Below are 842 nucleotides of genomic sequence, written 5' to 3'. Positions count from 1 at the left end.
TGAAAAATGCTAAGAGATTCAAAGCAATTTCTGCTTTTTCGCCAATCTTAACCCCTAGTCAAGTTCCGTGGGGAATCAATGCTTTCACTTCTTATTTAGGTGAAGATAAAGATTCTTGGAAACAATGGGATGCTTCAGAATTAATTAAAGAAGATACGATTCCACCTATTCTTATTATGCAAGGTAGTCAAGACGAGTTTTATCCAAAACAATTGGAAGAGCATATTTTCTTAGAGAATGCTCAAAAAGATAGTCAACTGGTAACTTATAAAAAAATGGAGGGCTATGATCATAGCTATTTCTTTATTTCCACTTTCTTACATGAGCATTTCTCTTTCCATATGAAGTATGTAAGATGATTCTTATTTACAGCAAAATATAGTAACAAAAGTATCCGCATGTAGTTAAGATGCGGGTACTTTTGATTGTTATATTTTGTGATGAAGTATTTTTATAAAAAAGTGTGTTGGGATGGATAGTTTATGTGGATTAAAAAAATGACGATTAAATATTGTATGAAATCAGGGTTATTGAAATTTCAGAATGGGACTGGAAATAAAAAAAGTCAAATTAATTTATTTGAGAGTCTAACTGAAACTTCTAAAGCTATTTCAATAAAAGGTACCATATCTGCATCTCAAGAATTCCTGGCGGTACAGGTAGACAGTATTCCGCCTAATACTAAACCAGTAGAGAGGGTATTTAATTATTTAGGAATTCACAAATTTGCATCTCTTTCTGAGGACGATAATAAAAGGATTTGGCCACTAATATCAAAATGGTAAATTACAAAAAAATAGTAAATATCATTTCAAGTGTTTAAGATGAATAATTTTAGTCAC

Annotated in this window: 2 protein-coding genes; both read left to right on the top strand. The window is 31.0% G+C overall.

Annotated elements, in window-relative coordinates; genetic code table 11:
• A partial coding sequence (locus tag FOT98_RS31515; RefSeq protein WP_260851162.1) for an alpha/beta hydrolase-fold protein occupies positions 1-359 on the top strand: 359 nt, incomplete at its 5' end.
• Positions 360-482: 123 nt separating this feature from the next.
• A complete protein-coding gene (locus tag FOT98_RS31510; RefSeq protein WP_000264858.1) occupies positions 483-785 on the top strand; it encodes a hypothetical protein in 303 nt (100 codons plus the stop codon).
• The last annotated feature ends 57 nt before the right edge of the window (positions 786-842 follow it).

The organism is Bacillus sp. HY001, from assembly GCF_007558965.1.
Taxonomy (GTDB): domain Bacteria; phylum Bacillota; class Bacilli; order Bacillales; family Bacillaceae_G; genus Bacillus_A; species Bacillus_A mobilis.
This window is presented reverse-complemented; position numbering and strand designations above follow the sequence as displayed.

What these genes read in the sequence shown, in the direction of transcription:
- FOT98_RS31510 (WP_000264858.1), top strand. Translation starts at nt 483, where the DNA reads ATGTGGATTAAAAAAATGACGATTAAATATTGTATGAAATCAGGGTTA.